This window comes from Actinomadura miaoliensis, assembly GCF_039536785.1.
In the GTDB taxonomy this organism is placed as follows: domain Bacteria; phylum Actinomycetota; class Actinomycetes; order Streptosporangiales; family Streptosporangiaceae; genus Spirillospora; species Spirillospora miaoliensis.
Genome location: NZ_BAAAZG010000057.1, coordinates 24,976 through 44,282 on the forward strand (window position 1 = coordinate 24,976; position 19,307 = coordinate 44,282).

18 protein-coding genes and 1 pseudogene are annotated in these 19,307 nt (G+C 73.0%); 11 read left to right on the forward strand and 8 right to left on the reverse strand.

The window, feature by feature from the left end; genetic code table 11:
- The first annotated feature begins 154 nt into the window (after positions 1-154).
- From ABD811_RS35715 to ABD811_RS35735, 5 genes are all read left to right on the forward strand, one after another.
- On the forward strand, positions 155-1,132 hold the full coding sequence (locus tag ABD811_RS35715; protein ID WP_344956616.1) for a glucosyl-3-phosphoglycerate synthase: 978 nt from the start codon (positions 155-157) through the stop codon (positions 1,130-1,132).
- 239 nt (positions 1,133-1,371) lie between these two features.
- The gene (locus ABD811_RS35720; protein ID WP_344956618.1) at positions 1,372-2,601 is read left to right on the forward strand and encodes an acyl-CoA dehydrogenase family protein; all 1,230 of its coding nucleotides are present in this window, start codon (positions 1,372-1,374) and stop codon (positions 2,599-2,601) included.
- A 487-nt stretch (positions 2,602-3,088) separates the two neighbouring features.
- Positions 3,089-3,577, forward strand: a complete 489-nt coding sequence (locus ABD811_RS35725) for a peptidoglycan-binding domain-containing protein (RefSeq protein WP_344956621.1) — start codon at positions 3,089-3,091, stop codon at positions 3,575-3,577.
- Positions 3,578-3,716: 139 nt separating this feature from the next.
- A complete protein-coding gene (locus tag ABD811_RS35730) occupies positions 3,717-4,361 on the forward strand; it encodes a TetR family transcriptional regulator (RefSeq protein WP_344956622.1) in 645 nt (214 codons plus the stop codon).
- A gap of 17 nt (positions 4,362-4,378) precedes the next feature.
- Positions 4,379-4,780: a phosphomannose isomerase type II C-terminal cupin domain gene (locus ABD811_RS35735; protein ID WP_344956624.1), complete on the forward strand. Its 402-nt coding sequence runs from the start codon at positions 4,379-4,381 to the stop codon at positions 4,778-4,780.
- 98 nt (positions 4,781-4,878) lie between these two features.
- Here the strand turns inward: ABD811_RS35735 and ABD811_RS35740 are convergent, their stop codons facing one another.
- The 4 genes from ABD811_RS35740 to ABD811_RS35755 all read right to left on the reverse strand — a co-directional run bounded on the left by ABD811_RS35740 (position 4,879) and on the right by ABD811_RS35755 (position 8,503).
- A complete protein-coding gene (locus ABD811_RS35740; protein WP_344956626.1) occupies positions 4,879-5,502 on the reverse strand; it encodes a class F sortase in 624 nt (207 codons plus the stop codon).
- Positions 5,489-6,397 (reverse strand): hypothetical protein, encoded by a 909-nt coding sequence (locus ABD811_RS35745; RefSeq protein ID WP_344956628.1) that lies wholly within the window; start codon positions 6,395-6,397, stop codon positions 5,489-5,491. The genes ABD811_RS35740 and ABD811_RS35745 overlap by 14 nt, the downstream gene beginning before the upstream one ends.
- A 270-nt stretch (positions 6,398-6,667) precedes the next feature.
- Positions 6,668-8,278: a monocarboxylate uptake permease MctP gene (mctP, locus tag ABD811_RS35750; RefSeq protein ID WP_344956630.1), complete on the reverse strand. Its 1,611-nt coding sequence runs from the start codon at positions 8,276-8,278 to the stop codon at positions 6,668-6,670.
- Positions 8,279-8,281: 3 nt separating this feature from the next.
- Positions 8,282-8,503, reverse strand: coding sequence for a DUF3311 domain-containing protein (locus ABD811_RS35755; protein WP_344956632.1), 222 nt, complete (start codon positions 8,501-8,503; stop codon positions 8,282-8,284).
- A gap of 579 nt (positions 8,504-9,082) precedes the next feature.
- Here ABD811_RS35755 and ABD811_RS35760 point away from each other — a divergent pair.
- The 3 genes and pseudogenes from ABD811_RS35760 (at position 9,083) to ABD811_RS35770 (ending at position 12,479) form a co-directional block, all read left to right on the forward strand.
- Positions 9,083-11,257, forward strand: coding sequence for an anthranilate synthase component I (locus ABD811_RS35760; protein ID WP_344956634.1), 2,175 nt, complete (start codon positions 9,083-9,085; stop codon positions 11,255-11,257).
- A gap of 332 nt (positions 11,258-11,589) precedes the next feature.
- On the forward strand, positions 11,590-11,739 hold the full coding sequence (locus ABD811_RS35765; protein ID WP_344956636.1) for a GPGG-motif small membrane protein: 150 nt from the start codon (positions 11,590-11,592) through the stop codon (positions 11,737-11,739).
- Between the two features lie 117 nt (positions 11,740-11,856).
- Positions 11,857-12,479, forward strand: a pseudogene (locus ABD811_RS35770) (SDR family NAD(P)-dependent oxidoreductase).
- Here ABD811_RS35770 and ABD811_RS35775 read toward each other — a convergent pair.
- The gene (locus ABD811_RS35775; RefSeq protein ID WP_344956638.1) at positions 12,470-13,447 is read right to left on the reverse strand and encodes a helix-turn-helix transcriptional regulator; all 978 of its coding nucleotides are present in this window, start codon (positions 13,445-13,447) and stop codon (positions 12,470-12,472) included. The pseudogene ABD811_RS35770 and the gene ABD811_RS35775 sit on opposite strands and share 10 nt — an antisense overlap.
- Positions 13,448-13,542: 95 nt before the next feature.
- On the opposite strand from ABD811_RS35775, the gene add reads away from it, so the two are divergent.
- Together add and ABD811_RS35785 are read left to right on the forward strand one after the other, a co-directional pair.
- Positions 13,543-14,574: an adenosine deaminase gene (gene add / locus ABD811_RS35780; protein ID WP_344956640.1), complete on the forward strand. Its 1,032-nt coding sequence runs from the start codon at positions 13,543-13,545 to the stop codon at positions 14,572-14,574.
- Complete coding sequence (locus ABD811_RS35785; RefSeq protein WP_344956643.1) at positions 14,571-15,347, forward strand: hypothetical protein; 777 nt, start codon at positions 14,571-14,573, stop codon at positions 15,345-15,347. Before add ends, ABD811_RS35785 begins: the two co-directional genes overlap by 4 nt.
- On the opposite strand, the gene ABD811_RS35790 is transcribed toward ABD811_RS35785, so the two are convergent.
- Complete coding sequence (locus tag ABD811_RS35790; RefSeq protein ID WP_344956646.1) at positions 15,344-16,318, reverse strand: DUF1266 domain-containing protein; 975 nt, start codon at positions 16,316-16,318, stop codon at positions 15,344-15,346. The two genes, ABD811_RS35785 and ABD811_RS35790, sit on opposite strands and share 4 nt — an antisense overlap.
- On the opposite strand from ABD811_RS35790, the gene ABD811_RS35795 reads away from it, so the two are divergent.
- Positions 16,319-16,603: a hypothetical protein gene (locus ABD811_RS35795; RefSeq protein ID WP_344956648.1), complete on the forward strand. Its 285-nt coding sequence runs from the start codon at positions 16,319-16,321 to the stop codon at positions 16,601-16,603. It abuts the gene before it with no gap.
- Between the two features lie 65 nt (positions 16,604-16,668).
- Here ABD811_RS35795 and ABD811_RS35800 read toward each other — a convergent pair whose 3' ends face one another.
- Together ABD811_RS35800 and ABD811_RS35805 are read right to left on the reverse strand one after the other, a co-directional pair.
- Positions 16,669-18,723, reverse strand: coding sequence for a molybdopterin-containing oxidoreductase family protein (locus ABD811_RS35800; protein WP_344956650.1), 2,055 nt, complete (start codon positions 18,721-18,723; stop codon positions 16,669-16,671).
- On the reverse strand, positions 18,723-19,214 hold the full coding sequence (locus tag ABD811_RS35805; protein WP_344956653.1) for a hypothetical protein: 492 nt from the start codon (positions 19,212-19,214) through the stop codon (positions 18,723-18,725). Before ABD811_RS35805 ends, ABD811_RS35800 begins: the two co-directional genes overlap by 1 nt.
- Positions 19,215-19,307: the final 93 nt, after the last annotated feature.

The window sequence follows — 19,307 nt, forward strand, 5'->3', positions numbered from 1 at the left end:
CTCTTCGGGTCGACTGCCGTGCGGGTGTTCCACCGGCGAATGAACTGCGATGAGCTGGCGTTCTGCAGGTCAGTGGACGCCTTCGCCGGGGTCCGCCCGGAGGGTGGGGGACCGCCCTCCGCGACACCGAGACGGCCTGCGGAAGGGAGAACGCGTGCTGCCTGAGGTCGCGTCGTGGCTGCGCCGCCGGACCAGCGTGTCGGCGCAGTGGCCGCTGGAGACCCTGCTCGCCGCCAAGGGCGGCACCCGGATCAGCGTCGTGCTGCCCGCGCGCGACGAGGAGGCGACGGTCGGCGCGATCGTCACCGCCATCCGAGAGGACCTGGTCGAACGGGCGCCGCTGGTGGACGAGATCGTGGTGATCGACTCCCGGTCGACCGACCGGACCGCCGACGTGGCGGCCGCCGCGGGCGCCGACGTGGTGGCCCAGGACTCGGTGCTGCCCGAGCACGGCCGCATGTCCGGCAAGGGCGAGGCGCTGTGGAAGTCGCTGGCCGTCACCTCCGGGGACGTGATCGTCTTCGTGGACGCCGACCTGCGCGGCTTCACCTCGTCCTACGTCACCGGGCTGCTCGGCCCGCTGCTCACCGATCCCGCCGTGGGCTACGTCAAGGGCTGCTACGACCGTCCGCTGCTCACCGGGGACCGCCCGGTCGAGGGCGGCGGCGGCCGGGTCACCGAGCTGGTCGCCCGCCCGCTGATCAACCTGCACTGGCCGCTGCTGGCCGGGGTGATGCAGCCGCTGGGCGGCGAGTACGCCGGGCGGCGGGCGCTGCTGGAGCGGCTGCCGTTCGTCACCGGCTACGGCGTGGAGCTCGGGCTGCTGCTGGATGTGTTCCAGCAGGCGGGCCTGGACGCGATCGCGCAGGTCGACCTGGGCCGGCGGGTGCACGCCCACCAGACCACCGAGGCGCTGGGCGCCATGTCCGGGCAGATCATGCTCACCGCGTGGTCGCGGCTGCAGCGGCACGGCCGGATGCTGCCGCTGGAGGCCCCCGCCACCGCGCTCACCCAGTTCCGGCGCGGCGCCGACGGGCACGACGTGCGGGTCAGCGACGTCGGCGTGGGGGAGCGCCCGCCCATGATCGAGATCCCCGAGTACGCCGAGGGACGGCGCTCCCTGCTCTCCTGACCCGGGCGCCCGAGAAACCGGCGTCTTCGGAACCGGCGTCCGCCACCGGCCGGGTGGCGGACGCCGGTTCCGTGTGCTCTTGTCTTCTCCTGGCTCCGCGAGGACCCTTTCCCTCGCCGCTCACGGCGTCGCGATGGCGCGGGTCATCCGCCGGTGTGAGTCCGGCCACGGGTGTTACCGGTGGTAACCCAAAGGTGCTACCGTTGGTAACAGATGATATTGGAGAAAGGGTCAATAATATGACGAGCACCGAGGCCGCACCGTTCTCCCTGGAACCCGGCGAGGACGTCCGCGAGGTCCGGGACTGGGTGCACGAGTTCGCCCGGGACGTGGTGCGCCCGGCCGCCGAGGAGTGGGACGAGCGCGAGGAGACCCCCTGGCCGATCATCCAGGAGGCGTCCAAGGTCGGCCTGTACTCGCTGGACTTCTTCGCCACCCAGTGGCTGGAGCCGACCGGCCTGGGCATCCCGGTCGCGTTCGAGGAGCTGTTCTGGGGCGACGCGGGCATCGCGCTGTCGATCGTGGGCACCGGCCTGGCGGCCGCGTCGATCGCCGCCGTCGGCACCCCCGACCAGGTCGGCGAGTGGGTGCCGCAGATGTTCGGCACGCCCGACGACGTGCGGCTGGGCGCGTTCTGCGCCTCCGAGCCCGACGCCGGCAGCGACGTGGGCGCCATCCGCACCCGCGCGGTCTACGACGAGGCCAAGGACGAGTGGGTGCTCAACGGCACCAAGACCTGGGCCACCAACGGCGGCATCGCCGACGTGCACGTGGTCGTCGCCTCGGTGTACCCGGAACTGGGCTCGCGCGGCCAGGCCAGCTTCATCGTCCCGCCGAACACCCCCGGGCTGCGGCAGGGCCAGAAGTTCCGCAAGCACGGCATCCGCGCCTCGCACACCGCCGAGGTGATCCTGGACGACGTGCGCGTCCCCGGCGGGCTCATCGTCGGCGGCAAGGAGCGCTTCGACGAGCGCATCGCCCGGGTCCGCGAGGGCAAGAGCACCAAGGGCCAGGCCGCGCTCAAGACGTTCGAGACCACCCGCCCGGCCGTGGGCGCGATGGCGCTGGGCGTGGCCCGCGCCGCCTACGACTACGCCCTGCAGTACGCGCGCGAGCGCGAGCAGTTCGGCAAGAAGATCGGCGAGTTCCAGGCCATCGCGTTCAAGCTGGCCGACATGAAGACCCGGATCGACGCCGCCCGGCTGCTGGTGTGGCGGGCCGCGTGGATGGCGCGCGCCGGCCACGACTTCACCAACGCCGAGGGGTCCATGGCCAAGCTGATGGCCAGCGAGACGGCCGTGCGCGTCACCGAGGAGGCCATCCAGATCCTCGGCGGCAACGGCTACACCCGCGAGTACCCGGTGGAGCGCATGCACCGCGACTCCAAGATCTTCACGATCTTCGAGGGCACCAGCGAGATCCAGCGTCTGGTCATCGGCCGCGCCGTCACCGGGCTGCCGATCCGGTAGGGGCCGGCCGCCGCACGCGTGCCGGGCCGAGGCGAGCACGCCCGCGCCGCCTGGCCTTCCGTGAGGGCCGGGCGGCGCGGGCTCTCCCATGACGGGGGACGGCCGTGGCCGGTCGCACACGTGTCGGGGCTGTGCGAGGACGAAGCGGCTCCGGAATCGTGGGTCTCTTTTGGCCTATATGTGCGCTGATGCGGTGCTCCGGCGAGTCGGGCGGCGCCCTTGCCGAGAACGCGGCCGCTCGGGGTTGAAAACTCACGAAACTGACGTCCGTCATCCGGTATGGCCTGCTTCGGACGAAGCCGGTCATGCCTGGTTAAGACAGTCGTCAAAATGCGTCATGAAAGTGGACATCCCCTGTCGCCCCGTGGTGCGTTGGAAGTGCGGCCTCATTTCCGGAGAGGTCACGCAAAACGGACGCAGTGATCACCTGCGGGTGTGGCGCGGCCCGTCCTCGGGCGCGCCACCACCTCGACCTGAGGAGGAACGCATGACGGCACCGTCATTCCAGCCGCCGCCGCTGAGCTTCCCGCCGCCCACCCAGACGGCCACCGTCAGGCCGTGGCAGCAGCAGATGAGGGATCGCGGCTGGCACATCACCGTCGACGGCATCTACGGACCGGAGAGCAAACGCCTGTGCGCCAACTTCCAGATGGAACACGGCCTGGAGGAGGACGGCATCGTCGGCCCCATCACCTGGAAGGCCGCCTGGGAGGCCCGGAGCACCGAGCCGCCGCAGGCGCCCGGCCGCACCCTGGAGAAGGGCGACATGAACAACAAGGACGTCCGGAAGTGGCAGCGGCAGGTGAACAACCGCGGCTGGCCGCAACTCGAGGTCGACGGCGACTTCGGCCCGCAGACCGAGACGATCTGCAAAGAGCTGCAGAAGTTCAAGAGCCTGCCGCAGACCGGCAAGATCGACCGCCGGACCTGGGACGAGGCCTGGCTGGAGAAGGCGCCCGTGGCGGCGGCCATGTGAGCGCACACCCGAAGACCGGGCCGGCGTCGGTGCAGAGGCGCCGGCCCCCGTCGTGCGCGGGAGACCGGTGGCGGGAGGAGTACGGCGGTGCACCGATGCAGGCACGGGACGTGCGACCCGGTAGCGTACCGTTCTCGACATGGTGACGCGGGAGACGACGGGGCGGGGGACGCGGCGCGACCCCGATCGTCGGCGTGCCCTGCTCGAAGCGGCCGACCGGGTCATCCAGCGGGAGGGCCCCGAGGCGTCCATGGCCGCGATCGCGGCCGAGGCGGGGATCAGCAAGCCCATCCTGTACCGGCACTTCGGCGACAAGAGCGGGCTGTACCGGGCGCTGGCCGAACGGCACACGCTCAAGCTGATCGAGGGCATCCGGGAGGAGTTCTCCCGGTCCGACTCGGTGCGCGCCCGCACCCGTTCCACCATCGACACCTACCTGGCGGTCATCTCCAAGAACCTGGCCCTCTACCGGTTCCTCATGCACCGCGCCAGCGCCGAGGACCCGTCCACGCACAGCGCGATGAGCACGATGATCCGCGAGGTGAGCCGGGAGCTGGCCGAGGTCATGATCGCCGAGGGGCGGCTGCGGGACCGCACCCGCGCCTACGTGTGGGGGCACGCGGTCGTCGGCATGGTGCAGACCGCGGGGGACTGGTGGCTGGACCACGCCGACGAGGTGCCGCGCGAGGTGGTGGTCGACGCCCTGGTGGACCTGATCCTCGGCGGGCTGCCCGCCGCCGCCGGATACGACCTTGCCCAGGAGGGTTCGCACGACGATGGCTGACAAGGCTGAGGTGAGCGTTGACTGAAGGGACAGTGTCCGAGGCGCCCGCGACCGTCGAGACCGGGCCGCGGGACGAGCCGCCGGTCGAGGTGGACCGGCGGCCCTGGGGAAGCTTCGAGCGCTTCACCCACAACGAGGCGTCCACGGTGAAGGTGATCCACGTGGCGCCGGGCCAGCGGCTCAGCCTGCAGCGGCACCGGCACCGCGACGAGCTGTGGGTCGCGCTCGACCCGGGCGCGGTGTTCGAGGTGGACGGGCGGCGCCTGCTGCCGGAGGTGGGCGAGCGCGTGTTCATCCGGGCGGGGCAGACGCACCGGCTCGGTTCGTCCGGCCCGGCGGTGCGCGTGCTCGAGATCGCGTTCGGGCACTTCGACGAGGACGACATCGAACGCCTCGAGGACGCCTACGGCCGCACCTGACCGCGCCGCCGCCCTCCCCGGGCGCCCGGCTCTGGCGGGACGGCCGCAACCGGTCGTTCACCGGGGAGGGCGGGCGGACGTCGAACGGCTGGGCGGCGTCAGCGCTTTTTCACCATGTGCGCGTAGACGATGATGTTGTCGCGGTAGGACCGCTCCTTGCGGTCGTAGGCGCCGCCGCAGGTCACCAGGCGCAGCCCGGCGTACCGCACGTTCCCGTACACGCGTTTGCCGGGGAACCGCGTCTTCGGCACCTGCTCCTTGGCGTCCACGCGGAACGTCAGCGTTCGCCCGTCCCGCCGCGTCACCCGTACGAGCGAGCCGGGCTTCAGCTCGTGCAGCCGGTAGAACACGGCGGGACCGCGCTTGTCGTCGTAGTGGCCCAGCAGCACGGCCGCCCCCCGGCTGCCGGGGGACGGGCCGTGCCGGTACCAGCCGGCGCGGTCGGAGTGCTCGAACGGCGGCACCTCCACCATGCCGTTGGCCTTCTGGCCGACCGGCGTCACCCGGGCGCGCACCCCGATGGCGGGGATCTCGACGCGGACCGGCGGCGACGACGGCGCCGCCGATCCGTCGGGGATCTTCCAGAGCACGCGCGGGCCGCCGTAGTCGCGGTAGGGCGCGGACGCGGAGACGTTGCTCCGCACCCCGTTCCCGACCGCCAGCGCGCCCACGACCGCCAGCACGGCCGCGACGGCGTAACCGCCGCGGTCACGCCCGCCCACGGGCCCGGGAACGCATCAGCGCCGTCCCGCCGATCCCGGCAGCCGCGACCAGCAGCACCACCCCGGTGGGCAGCCACGGAGCGTCGGAGCCCTGGGTGCCGCCGCCTCCGGTCTCGGCCCAGCCGCGCGGCTGGCGGCCCTGCTCGCCACCGGGGCCCGGGCCGGGCCCGGGGCCGGGGCCACCACCCGGGCCACCACCCGGGCCACCGCCCGGGCCACCGCCGGGACCGCCGCCCGGACCGCCGCCGGGACCACCGCCCGGCCCCCCGCCCGGACCGCCGCCGGGACCGCCGCCCGGGCCGCCGCCTCCGGGGTTGATCCACAGCTTCTCTTGGCCGAACTTGCCGCCGCCCTCGTGCTTGCCGCCCCAGCCGTCGTCGCGTCCGAAGCCGTCATCGCGTCCGAAGCCGCCGTCACGACCGAAGCCGTCGTCGCGCCCGAAGCCGCCGTCACGACCGAAACCGTCGCGTCCGTAGCCGTCGTCCGGCCCTGGCCCATGGCCGAACCCGCCGTCCGGCCCGGGGCCGTCGTCCTTCTCGTCCTGCTTGAGGCCCTGCTTGCGGACCTCGAACCGGCCGGCGTGGGACTTCTTGGACGTCGCGCACTTGGCCTCGAGCGTGTGCCGGCCCGGATCCGCCTCGATCACCAGGGCCTTGATCTCGAACCAGCCGTCCCGCACCGCGCCCGCGCCGCGCGCCGCGCCGGTCACCTGGACGAGGTTGTCGACGTCACCGCAGTTGCCGGCCACGGTGACCCGCTGGCCGGGACGGGCGACGGCAGGCTCGATCGCCAGGCCGTCGGCGTGGGCGGCCGGAGCGGCCGAGATGGTCGGGACGGTTCCGCACAGCATGGCGCCCATCGCCAGAGTCGTGCGGACGGCGTTTGTCGCGCGCACCCTTCCCTCCAAAGGTCCGTGGATTCGAATACGGAGGGTGCTTCCCTGGAGACGCTCCGCCACTTTCCGTATGGGGGAGGTATGAACGGATCTTTGTCGGCTCTAGCCGATCCGCCGGGCGGGAACGTCCACCGGGGAGATCCGGCTGGTGCGTCCGTCCGCGCGTCCCGCCGGCCGGCGGCGGCCGACCCCCCCGGACGCGCGAACGGCCCGGCCGCCACGCGGCGGCCGGGCCGTCGGATCCAGGTGCCCGTCGGGCAGGGCTGGGGATCAGGTGCTGGCGCTCAGGTCCAGCTCCTTGACCTTGGGGTCGCCCTCGTCGGCGGTGTAGTCGGCCTCGCGCGTGATGTCGGTGCCGTCGGCCAGCTTGGCGGCGCGGCACACCAGCGTGCCCGCCACGGCCACCACCAGGTTGACCGCCAGCGCCACCACGCCCACGTAGATCGTCATCTTGGTGTCCAGGCCGAAGTCGCTCAGCTTGAAGGCCGAGCCGCCGAAGTGCTCCTTGCCCTTGGCCGGGTTGGGGATCTGGTACAGCATCCACAGCCCGGTGGCCAGGCCCGCCGCCCAGCCGGCGACCAGGCCGCCGCGATGGAACCAGCGGGTGAACAGGCCGAGGCCCACCGCGGGCAGCGTCTGCAGGATGATCACACCGCCGATCAGCTGCAGGTCGATGGAGAACTCGGGGTCCAGCAGCAGGATGCAGGCCACCGCGCCGACCTTGACGATCAGCGAGACCAGCTTGCTGACCGTGGCCTCCTGCTTGTCGGTGGCGTCCGGCCGGATGTACTCCTTGTAGATGTTGCGGGTGAACAGGTTGGCCGCGGCGATCGACATGATCGCGGCGGGCACCAGCGCGCCGATGCCCACGGCGGCGAAGGCGATCCCGGTGAACCAGCTGGGGAACATGTGGTCGAACAGCACCGGCACCACGGTGTTGGTGTCGGCCTTGCCGTCGGTGGTGATCGGCTTGACCCCGGCGGCGATGGCCATGAAGCCCAGCAGCGCGATCAGGCCGAGCACGAAGCTGTAGGCGGGCAGTGCCGACATGTTCCGCTTGATGGTGTCGCGGTTACGGGCGGCCAGGATGCCGGTGATGCTGTGCGGGTACAGGAACAGCGCCAGCGCCGAGCCCAGCGCCAGCATGGCGTAGTTGAGCTGGTTGGTGCCGTCCAGCAGGATCCCGTCGCTGGGCGCCGGGGTCTTGGCGAACTTGGCCTGCGCCGAGTCGAAGATGTCGCCCCAGCCGCCGAGCTTGGCCGGGATGTACAGCACCGCGACGATGATCACCAGGTAGATCAGCACGTCCTTGACGAACGCGATCAGCGCGGGCGCGCGCAGGCCGGACTGGTAGGTGTAGGCGGCCAGGATGCCGAACGCGATGATGATCGGCAGGTGGCCGTTGATCCCCATCGCCTTGAGCACCGCCTCGATGCCCACCAGCTGCAGCGCGATGTACGGCATGGTCGCCACGATCCCGGTGACCGCGATGGCCAGCGCCAGGGTGGGCGAGCCGAACCGGGCCCGGACGAAGTCGGCCGGGGTGACGAAGCCGTGCACGTGCGACACCGACCACAGCCGGATCAGCACCAGGAACACCAGCGGATAGACCACCACGGTGTACGGGACGGCGTAGAAACCGGCGGCGCCCGCCCCGAACACCAGCGCGGGCACCGCGACGAAGGTGTAGGCGGTGTACAGGTCGCCGCCGACCAGGAACCAGGTGATCCAGCCGCCGAAGTTGCGGCCGCCGAGGCCCCACTCGTCCAGGCTGTCCATGGTCTGCGGTCGCCGCCACCGCGCCGCGACGAAACCCATCCCGCTGACCAGCAGGAACAACGCGGCGAAGATGATCAGCTCGGTGAGGTGATCGGTCGACATCGTTCAGTCCCTCCGGCGCGTCATGCGATAGACGACCGTGGTGCAGGCCACGCCGAGCAGGATGAAGGCCATCTGCACCCAGTAGAAGGCGGGAAAGCCGAACAGGCGGGGCTCGTCACGGTTGAACAGGAACGTCAGCAGCGGCACCACGACCGCGGGAAGCAGCAGCCAGTTCCACGGGCTGCGGTCGGTTCCGCGCTCAGGCGGAGGGGTCTGTGCGGACAAGGGAGCCTCCTCGTCACAGGGGCGTCACCGGAGTCGTCTCGCATGATGAGACGGTCCGGCGTCAGGGGCGGTGCCGGAGCCTACCCCGGCGTCGGTCACAGGCTGATCTCGGCGACGGCACGAGTGTATGGAGCGATCCAGGAGCGAAATCCCATGTCAGGGAGCGGGTGCGCGCCTCGGCGCGGCCACGGCGCCGGTCACGGCCGCGAATACCGGGCCCGGCCGGGGAGCCCGGGGCGAGAGCCCAGGTCAGGCGGGTGGTGAGACGGTGCGGCCGGCCGCCGTGCGCGGTGCGCGCCGCGCGTGGCGATCACCCCGTGCCGTGCGTGGCGATCACCGCGGCGCGCCGGGACGGTTGGCCGGGCGCGAGACGGCCCGGTAAGCTCGCCATTATGCGATCCGGCCACGGTCACCCGTTCACCGCCACCACGGCGGTGAGTGTGTGCCCGAGCCGCCGCTGGTGGTGGCGCCGCTGAGGCGGCGCCGGTTCGTTGACGTTGACTTCCAGGCGACCGCCCTCATCCGGCGGTCGTTTCGTCGTCTCGCGGATGAGGGCCCGACACGCGAAGGGCCACCCGGGTGGACACCGTCTCACAGCAAGCGCAGACCAGTCGGTTCGTGACGGCCGGGGGTGTACGGGTGACCCGTACGGCTACGCCGGTCGAGGCCGAACGCAAGTCCGAGGTGCTCAACACCCTCGTCGAGGCGGTGGGTGAGCGGCGCGGCGGCGTGCTCAGCTCCGGCATGGAGTATCCCGGCCGCTACAGCCGCTGGCACATGGCCTACATCGACCCGTGCGTGGAGATCGTCGCCCGTGGCCGCGAGGTCGAGGCGCGCGCGCTCAACGACCGCGGGCGCGTGCTGCTCCCGGCGCTGGCGGCCGCGCTGCGCGGCACCGGCACCGTGACCGCCGACGAGGGGGACCGGCGGTTCGCGGTGTTCGTCCCGCCCACCGAGGAGTTCTTCACCGAGGAGGAGCGCAGCCGCCAGCCGACGGTGTTCACCGCGCTGCGCGCCGTCGTCGACCTGCTGCGCTGCGACGACCCGCACCTGGGGCTGTGGGGCGCGTTCGGCTACGACCTGTCGCTGCAGTTCGAGCCGCTGCGCCTGCGCCATCGGCGGCCCGCCGACCAGCGCGACCTCGTCCTGCACCTGGCCGACGAGATGATCGTCGTGGACCGCAAGCGGGAGACCCAGCACCGGCTGGCCTACGACTTCGAGGTCGACGGCCGCGGCACCGCCGGGCTGCCGCGCCTGACCCCGCCGACCCCCGTCCCGGACGCTCCCGCCGAGCTGCCGCCCCAGCCCGTCCCCGGCGTGTACGCGCGGATGGTGCGGGAGGCCAAGGAGAAGTTCGTCCGCGGCGACCTGTTCGAGGTGACGCCCGGGCACGCCATGTTCGGCCGCTGCCACTCGCCCGCCGCGTTCTTCGAACGGCTGCGCGAGACCAACCCGGCGCCCTACGAGTTCATGTTCAACCTGGGCGAGGGCGAGTACCTGGTGGGGGCGTCCCCCGAGATGTTCGTGCGGGTGACCGGCGACCGCGTGGAGACCTGCCCGATCGCCGGGACGATCCGCCGCGGCCAGGACCCGCTGGAGGACGCCGAGCAGATCCGCACCATCCTGGCGTCGGCCAAGGACGAGTCCGAGCTGACCATGTGCACCGACGTCGACCGCAACGACAAGTCGCGCGTCTGCGTGCCCGGCAGCGTCCGGGTGCTGGGCCGGCGGCAGATCGAGCTGTACTCGCGGCTGATCCACACCGTCGACCACATCGAGGGACGGCTGCGGCCCGGGTTCGACGCCTTCGACGCCTTCCTCACGCACATGTGGGCCGTCACGGTCACCGGGGCGCCCAAGACGTGGGCGATGCAGTTCATCGAGGACCACGAGGACTCGCCGCGCCGCTGGTACGGCGGCGCGGTCGGGTTCGTCGGCTTCGACGGGTCGATGAACACCGGCCTGACGCTGCGCACCGCGCAGATCCGCGACGGCGTCGCCACGGTGCGGGCCGGTGCGACCCTGCTGTACGACTCCGTCCCGGAGGAGGAGGAACGCGAGACGCACCTGAAGGCGAGCGCGCTGCTGCAGGCGCTGGCCGCCTCCCAGGACCCGCAGGCCGCCGCGGCCGCAGCCGCCGAGCCCGCGCCGGAGCGGGCCGGGGAGGGGCTGAAGGTGCTGCTGGTCGACCACGAGGACTCGTTCGTCAACACCCTGGCCGACTACTTCCGCCAGCAGGGCGCCGAGGTGGTCACGCTGCGGCACGGCTTCCCGCCGCGCCTGCTGGACGAGCACGCCCCCGACCTGGTGGTGCTGTCACCCGGCCCCGGCCGTCCCGAGGACTTCGCCACCGCCGCGCTGCTGGACGCCCTGGACGAGCGCGGACTGCCGGTGTTCGGCGTGTGCCTGGGCCTGCAGGCGATGGTCGAGCACCAGGGCGGCGAGCTGTCGCTGCTGCCCGAGCCCGCGCACGGCAAGCCCGGAACGGTCAAGGTGGCCGGGGGCGAGCTGCTGGAGGGACTGCCGGACGAGTTCACCGCGGCCCGCTACCACTCCCTGCACAGCACGCCCGAGCGGGTGAAGGGATTCCAGGTGACGGCGCTGACCGGCGACGTGGTCATGGCGATCGAGGACCCGGAGCGGCGGCGCTGGGCGGTGCAGTTCCACCCCGAGTCGATCCTCACCGCGCAGGGGCGGGCCGGTCACCGCATCGTCGCCAACGTGCTGCGCCTGTGCCGCCGCGACCCGCGCTGAGCCGCGCGCCGCGCTGAGCCGGGCGGCGCCCCGAGCCGGGCGGGACGCCGGGACGGCCGGGGGAGTTCTTTCGGATGGCCCCGGAGGGCTAATCGGTCCGGTGGAAATAGTCCCCTGGGGCCTGTCCGAACCGCGTTCTGAGACGGGATACTGGCGGAGCGGCGCACGCGTGTCGAGTTTTCCGGCGCGGGTGCCGCTGCGTTATCCCCGGCCGGAGGGGGTTCGCCCCCTCCGTCCAGAACGCACCTGCGGTATATGCCTATTACCTGGGCAAATGTCCGACACGTCGGTTTCGCGTGTTTGGTCCGTCCTGCGTGGGGGACCCCGCGTGCATGGTCACATTGCTCTGGCTCATCGCGGTGATCCTGGTGATCGCCGGAATCTATGTCCTCATCGCCCGGCGCGACCTGATCTTCGGTATCGCGCTCATCATCGTGGGCCTGCTCGTCGGCCCCGGCGGCGTCAGCATCTTCAACGTCTAGCGCCGCCGAGCCACGACCCCTCGAACCGTAACCCCTCCACCCGCGTGATCGGCCCCGCCGAGATCCGGCCGAATGCCTGACATCGCCTGTCAGGTTATCCCCGCCGGCATCGGGTTCATGAACAAGGAACCGAACCTGGCACCGGACACGGCACCGGACACGGACGCCGACGCGCGGGCGGGAGCACTGTCGGGCAAGGTCGCGCTGGTGGCCGGGGGCACCCGCGGCGCCGGGCGAGGCGTCGCCGTCGAACTCGGCGCCGCGGGAGCCACCGTCTACGTCACCGGCCGCACCACCCGTGAACGGCGGTCCGAGATGGACCGCCCCGAGACCATCGAGGAGACCGCGGAGCTCGTCACCGCCGCGGGCGGCGAGGGCGTCGCGGTCGCCGTCGACCACCTGGAACCCGACCGGGTCGCCGCGCTGGTCCGGCGCATCGACGCCGACCACGGCCGCCTGGACATCCTGGTCAACGCGTCACCGAGGACACCTGGCGGGACGGCGCGAAGGTCGATCCGCACTTCGCGATCTCCGAGTCCCCGGCCTATGTGGGACGCGCCGTCGTCGCGCTGGCCACCGACCCCGACCGGGCCCGCTGGAACGGTCGGTCGCTGTCCAGCGGCGGCCTGGCCCAGGTGTACGGGTTCACCGACGTGGACGGCAGCCGCCCGGACGCCTGGCGGTACCTTCGCGAGGTCCAGTGGGCGGGCCGGCCCGCCGACGTCACCGGCTACCGGTAGAGCGCGGCCAGCCGGGCCGCGTTGTGGGCCATGCGTTCGCGCAGCTCCGGCGGATCCAGCACCTCCACCTCCGGGCCCAGGCGCATCAGCTCGCTCTCGGCGACCTCCGGGGACTCGACGGGCAGCGTGGTGGTCACCCACCCCTGCCCGTCGGGCTCCCCGGCCCGCTCGGCGGCCCGGCGCGCCGCGTACGGCTCGACGGTGTACCGCAGCCGCCGCATGCCCGCCGGGCTCAGCCGCACCCTGACCTCCTCGCCCAGCATCGAGCGCAGGAACTCCTCGGCCTGGCCAGCCCAGTGGCCGGCCAGGTCGAAGTCCCCGTCGCGCGGGAACGTCTCACCGAGCGCCCGCACCGCCACGATCCGGTCGACGCGGTACGTCCGGTACGGCCCCGGGCCCGGCCCGTCCGCGACCCGCGCGACCAGGTACCACACGCCGTTCTTCAGGACCAGGCCGTACGGGTGCAGCGTCCGGGTGACCTCGCGGCCGCGGCGGTAGCGCAGCTCGACGGCCTCGTCCCGCCACACGGCCTGCGCCAGGTCGCGAAGCAGCGGCGGCGGCTCGGCGTCGCCGAACCAGCCGGGGGCGTCCAGGTGGAAGCGCTGGCCCGCGCGCAGCGGCGCGTCGCGCAGCGTGGCCGGCAGCGCGGCCAGCACCTTCAGCTCGGCGGCGGCGACCGCGTCGGCCAGGCCCATGTCACCGGCCGGGCCGGGCAGCCCGGCCAGGAACAGCGCCTCGGCCTCCTCCCGGCTCAGCCCGGTCAGCCGCGTCCGGTACCCGCCGACCAGCCGGTAGCCGCCGTTCCTGCCCTGCTCGGCGTACACCGGCACCCCGGCCGCCGACAGCGCCTCCATGTCGCGGTAGACGGTGCGCTCCGACACCTCCAGCTCGCGGGCCAGCTCGGCGGCCGTCATCGTCTCCCGCGCCTGCAGCAGCAGCACCAGTGAGATCAGCCGGGACGCGCGCATGCCTCCATCCTGCCGCAGCCGTTTCTGACATGATCGTGTCAGATACCCGGAAATCCGCTGTCGCGGCTGGTGACGGCCCTGTTAGCGTCGCCCCCGTGCCCAACGGAACCACGCCCATCGAAACGTTCATCGACGCCCTTCCCAAGGTCGAGCTCCACGTGCACCTGGTCGGCTCGGCGTCCCTGCCGACCGTCCTGGAGCTGGCCCGCCGCCACCCCGAAGGCCCCGTCCCCACCAGCGAGGACGAGCTGCGCGCCTTCTACCGCTTCCGCGACTTCCCGCACTTCGCGCAGGTGTACGAGGCGGTGTCCAGCCTCGTCCGCACGCCCGACGACGTCGCCACCCTGGTGCTGGGCGCCGCCCGCGACCTGGCCGCGCAGAACGCCCGCTACGTCGAGCTGACCGTCACCCCCTACACGCACCAGCGGATGGGCATGGCGATGCCCGCCGTCACCGAGGCCCTGGACGAGGCCGCGCGGCGGGCCCGCGACGAGCACGGCATCCGCGTCGCCTACATCTTCGACATCCCGGGCGAGTTCGGCGCCGACGGCGCCGCCGCCACGGCCGAGCACGCCGTCAAGCACGCGCCGCAGGCGCTGGTGGGCTTCGGCATCGGCGGCGTCGAGCAGATGCGCCCGCCCTACCGGGACGACTTCCGCGCGGCGTTCCGCGCCGCCCGCGACGCGGGGCTGCACAGCGTCCCGCACGGCGGCGAGATGACCGGGCCGGAGACCATCTGGGAGGTCGTCGAGGGCCTGGGCGCCGAACGCATCGGCCACGGCATCAGCTGCGTCCAGGACCCGCGGCTGATGGACCTGCTGCGCGAGCGCCAGATCCCGCTGGAGGTGTGCCCCACGTCCAACCTGCGCACCGGCCAGGTCGGCGACCTGGCCGAGCACCCGCTGCCGGCGATGCTGGAGCAGGGCCTGTTCGTCACGCTGAACAGCGACGACCCGCCGATGTTCGACACCACCCTCACCGGCGAGTACCGCGTGGCCGCCGAGGTGTTCGGGCTGGGCCGCGCCGAGCTTGCGGGCCTGGCGCGCAACGCCGTCACCGCGTCCTTCCTGGACGAGGACGGCAAGCGGGCGATCCTCGACGACATCGACGCGGCCGTCGCCGCGTGATCCGGGGCTTCGTCTACGTGCCCGACGCGGATCCCGGTCCCATGGCCGGGGCCGCGCCGGGACGCCGCGTGACGCTCCCCGCGCCGCGGCCGCCGTGGATCGTCGTGCAGCGATCCCTGGAGGGCCTCCCGATCTGGCGGTGGCCCGGACGGCTGTGGCGCGTCGAGGTCGTCGAACCCGACACGGCCGAGGCGCGCGCCGCCATCGCGCGGGCCGACGGCGAGTTGCCGCCGTCGGCGAGTTACACCCGTGCGGCCGCCGTGCGCGTGGTCGAGGAGATTCCCGTGGCGACCGTGTTCGGCCCGCACGGCGGCCGCGTCGCCGAGGTGATCGACGCGGCGAAGGACCTCACCCAGGACGACGCCGAACGTCTCGCCGCCGCCCGCCACCCGCATACCGCCTCCGCCTACGGCGCGGCCTGGGACAGGTGGCTCGCGACGCAGCCGAACCCCGGCCCCTACCTCGGCGATGCGCACGAGGGGGTGCTGCGGATCCCGGGTGCCGGGCCGTCGGGGTCGCCCGTGGGATCGGGGCTGAGCGCGGTGTCGCACGCGGTGCACGAGAGCGCCCGCCTGCGCGGACGCCCGGGCGTCGAGGTGGTGGAGGACGACGGCGAAACCGAGGAGATGCTCGCCGGTGCCTGGCACGGGGCGTGCCTGGCGCTGCTGGGCGCCGCGCTGGCCGTGGGCGCCCCGCATCTGCTCGACGAGGACGAGTCGGCGGCGCTCACCGCCGCCTGGTCGCGGTGGCGGCGCCGCCCGCGCGAGGACTAACCCCAGGCGAGCTTCCGCCACGGGCTGGCGGGGTCCTGCGTGAGGATGCGGTGACCGGTCAGGGAACGCGCGTACCAGTCGCCGAACTCGCCGTCGTCGAATCGCAGCATCCGCCCCAGCACGTAGCCCGCCGAGAACGACGGCCACGACGAGTAGACGCGGCGCGCCAGCTCGGCGGCCCTCAGCACGCACCCCTGGGCCGTCTCGTGGTCGACGTATCCGGCGTGCAGGCCCCAGCGGGCCATGTTGACCGCGCGTCCGAAGTCGTACCCGAGGACGCTGTCGACGCGCGCGTCCGGCGCCAGCAGGCCGTCGGCCCGGAACCGCTCCTCGTACCGCGCGATCCGGTCGGCCAGCGCGACGAGCCGCCGTATCGTCTCGGGAGAGATCTCCCGGTCGCGGCACCACGCGCCGATGGCGGCGTGCCAGGCCCGCCGGTCACCGTCGTCGCCGCGCTGGTCGAGGACGACCTGGATCGCCGGATCGCAGTTCTCGCCCTTGAGCAGCGCCTCCATCTGCTCCCACCAGCTCGCCGAGTCGGTGACGCTCCAGCTGTCCGCCAGCAGCCGCCGGTTCTCCTCGCGGGTCTCGCGGCCGTCGGTGACCGAGTTCCACGCCACCCCGTTGCCGACCGCCAGGTGCGCGCCCACCGCCATGGCGTGCGCGAAGCGCCCCCACGTCGGGACGTCCGGGTCGGCGAGGAGGATGTCGTGGTCGCGGTCGGGCTGCCGTTCGGCGTCGGCGAGCATGCCCGCCACCTGGCGGTGTCCGTCGGACGCGGGCACCAGCAGGGCGAGCAGCTCCCGCAGGACGGGCACGGCGGCGCGCGGCCCGGACCGCTTGAGCGCCAGCCGCGCCGCGTGCACGGCGGCCCTGTCGGCGCGCCTGTGGTCCTGGACCGCCCGGAAACCCGACACGGATCTGACGGCGCGTCCCACCGCCTCGTCCATGCGGCCCGCGCCCGCCAGCACGTGCGCGGCCTGCCCGTCCAGGACGGCGCGCGGCTCGGTCGCGCGGGCAGGGGCAGCCCGGAGGCGGCGCGGTCGGCGGCCGCCAGGACCCGCAGCGCCTCGTCGGTACGGCCCGCGTCGCACAGCGCGCGGGCGTGCCGGGCGCGCACGGCGACGGCCGAGAACCAGTCCGCCCGCGCCTCCAGCGCGTCGGCGGCGCGGGCGTACGCCGACGCGGCCTCCTCGGCCCGGCCCTGCCGTTCGTACTTCCTGGCCCGGTCGAGCAACGCGCCGGTATCGGACTGAAACGTCATGGATCCCCTCCGTACGCGCCCAACCGTACCGAGCACACGATCAGGCGCGCGCGGGTGTCACACCGCCGACACCTCCACGCGGGTGTCGTGGAACACCGGACCGCCCCCGAGGTCGGTGTCGCGCTCGTCCACCACCGCGTTGGCGTTCGCCCCTCCGGACAGCTTGGGCCAGTGCCCCTTGCTCGTCGCCGCCACTCCCGGCCGCACCTCGTCGGTGACCTGGAGCACCGCCTCGAACGCCCCGCGCTCGTTGGCCACCCGCACCCGCTGCCCCGAGGCCAGCCCGCGCGCCGCCGCGTCGTCGGGGTGCAGCCGGACGGTCGGCCCGCCCGAACGCCGCCGCAGCTCGGCGTTCTCACCGAACACGGTGTTGAGGAAGTGGTGCGACGCCGCCGACACCAGCGCCAACGGGAAACGGCGCGCACGCTCGGCGTCGGTCACCTCGCCGGGGGGCGTGTACCCGGCCACGGAGTCGAGCCCGAACGCCTCGGCCCGCTGCGAGCGGAACTCCAGCCGCCCCGAAGGCGTCGGGAACCTCTCCGCGTACGGCAGGAACGGTTTCGGCGCCGCCAGGCGGACGAAGCCCTCCTTGCGGAGCCTGTCCAGGGTGATGCCCGTCAGCCAGGGATGTTCGGACGACAGGGCCTGCTCGGCCAGCCGTTCGTCGGAGTCGTACAGGCTCGGCTCGGTCAGCCCCATGCGCCGCGCCAGCCGCCGGAACGTCTCGGTGGTCGGCAGGCATTCGCCCGGCGGCGCCACGGCGGGCTCGTTCCACGTCAGGTACAGGTGCCCGTAGCCGTCGTGCAGGTCCGCGTGCTCGTGCTGCATCGTGGCGGGCAGGACGATGTCGGCGTAGTCCGTCGTGTCGGTCGGGAACTGCTCCAGGACGACCGTGAACAGGTCCTCCCTGGCCAGCCCGCGGCGGACCTTGTTCTGGTGCGGGGTGCTGCCCACCGGGTTGGCGGCGATGACGAACAGCGCCATCACCGGCGGGTCGTCCACCTCCAGCAGCCCCTCGCCGAGCCTGCTCATCGACAGTGTCCGCACCGGGCCGGGCCGCAGGTCGTCCCGGAACAGGGCGGCCCGGTTCAGCTTGACGTGACCGGAGGTGGAGAACGTCAGCCCGCCGCCCAGCCGCGCCCAGTCGCCCGTCACGCCCGGGATGCAGGCCAGCGTCCGCAGCGTCTCCGCGCCGCCGCCGTGCCGCTGCAACCCCTGCGTGGCGCGGATCGCGGTGGGACGCGTCCGCGCGATCCGCTCGCCCAGGGCGACGATCGCGTCCTCGGGCACCCCGGTGATCCGCGCCGCCCGCTCCGGCGGGAACTCCTGGATCCGCTCGCGGAACTCCGCCCAGCCCAGCGTGTGCCGCTCGATGTAGTCCTCGTCCTGCGCGCCGAGCCCGACGACCACGTTGAGCAGCCCCAGCGCCAGCGCCGCGTCGGTGCCGGGCAGCGGCGCCAGATGCTCGTCGGCCTGCCGCGCCGTCCGGGTCGCGACCGGATCGATCGCCACCACGTACGCGCCCTCGCGCCGCGCCGCCTGGACGAACTTCCACACGTGGTGGCCGCTGGTCAGCGGGTTCGTCCCCCACAGCAGGATCAGCCGCGCGTGGGCGAGGTCCTCGGGGTCCATGCCCGCCGACGAGCCGATCGTGCACTTCAGCCCGGAGCTGCCCGCCGACGAGCAGATGTTGGCGTCGTGCGCCGAGGCGCCCAGCACGTTGAAGAACCGCCGGCCCGACGTCCCCTCCAGGCCCTGGACGTAGCCGAGCGTCCCGGTGCCCCAGTACGGCCAGACCGCCTCGCCGCCGTGACCGCGGACGACGTGGTCGAGCCGCGTGGCGATCTCGTCGAGCGCCTCGTCCCAGGAGATCCGCTCGAACCGGCCCTCTCCCTTGCGGCCCGTCCGCCGCAGCGGATACCGGATCCGGTCCGCGTCGCCCGCCCGCTCCAGCCACCGGTTGACCTTGGTGCACAGCGCGCCCCTGGTGTACGGGTGGTCGGGATTGCCGCGCAGCCCGACCGCCTCGCCGTCGCGCACCGTGACCACCCACGAGCAGCCGTCCGGGCAGTCCAGCGGGCAGGCGCCCAGCACCTTCAGCTCGGCCGCCATCAGACCGTCCCCTCGAAGCGGTCGCCCAGGTAGGCGTCGACGTCCGGCGCGTCCGGCCGGGCGAGCACGTGCCGCAGCCACGCCCGCCGTTCGTGGTCGACGACCGCCCCCTCCCACACGCAGAACACCGCGGGTGTGGGATGCGGCCGCAGGGCCCGCGGATCGTCCAGCGGCGAGGAGTACAGCCGCTGGTGGATCTCGTTCTCCCCGGCCCACCAGTCGTACAGCGCGAAGCAGAAGTCGCCCGCCCGGTGCACCACCACGAACCCGAGGCCGTAACGGTCGGGCTCCGCCCCGTCGCGCAGCACCGCGGGCGCCGGCATGACCTCGGGCGCCAGCGTCAGCGCCGCGTCCACCAGACCGGCCGGCGGCCGCGTCCCCTCCGAGGTGATCCCGTACACCTTCAGCCGCCACCCGGCCGTCTCGTAGGGTCCCAGGAACGAGATCGGCCGCCCGCGATAGGGCCCTCGCACCGCCGGCGTCGACTGCATCCCGTTCCTCCTCAGACCTGCGAACTCTCCCAGTCTGCTGCATCCATGACAGGAGTGTCACCCCAATACGTCCATGACGTCCGCACCGGTTCG